Annotated in this window: 1 pseudogene; it reads left to right on the top strand. The window is 76.7% G+C overall.

Going from position 1 to position 236, the window contains the following annotated elements:
• Positions 1-42: 42 nt before the first annotated feature.
• Positions 43-236 (top strand): annotated as a pseudogene (locus KVS71_RS18885) (PLP-dependent aminotransferase family protein); the annotation flags it as partial.

Below are 236 nucleotides of genomic sequence, written 5' to 3' on the forward strand. Positions count from 1 at the left end.
CGTGGGCGGCTTGCCCCCAGGGACAGCCCCGGCACCATGTGGGTGAGCCATGTCATGCAGCCGCTCGCGGCGACGATGCTGCGCGACGAGGGAGTGCACCGGCCGGTCGCGGAGGCAGGCGCCCGGTACGCCGCGCGCAACAGGTCCTCCGCCCCGCCCCCGCCCCCCCGAGGGGGGGACGTCGCTGCGGAGAGGGGGGTGAACGTGTGGGGCGACGTCCGCGAGGAAGCGGGGGT

It is taken from the genome of Microbacterium sp. GbtcB4, from assembly GCF_019091465.1.
Classification (GTDB): Bacteria; Actinomycetota; Actinomycetes; order Actinomycetales; family Microbacteriaceae; genus Microbacterium; species Microbacterium paraoxydans.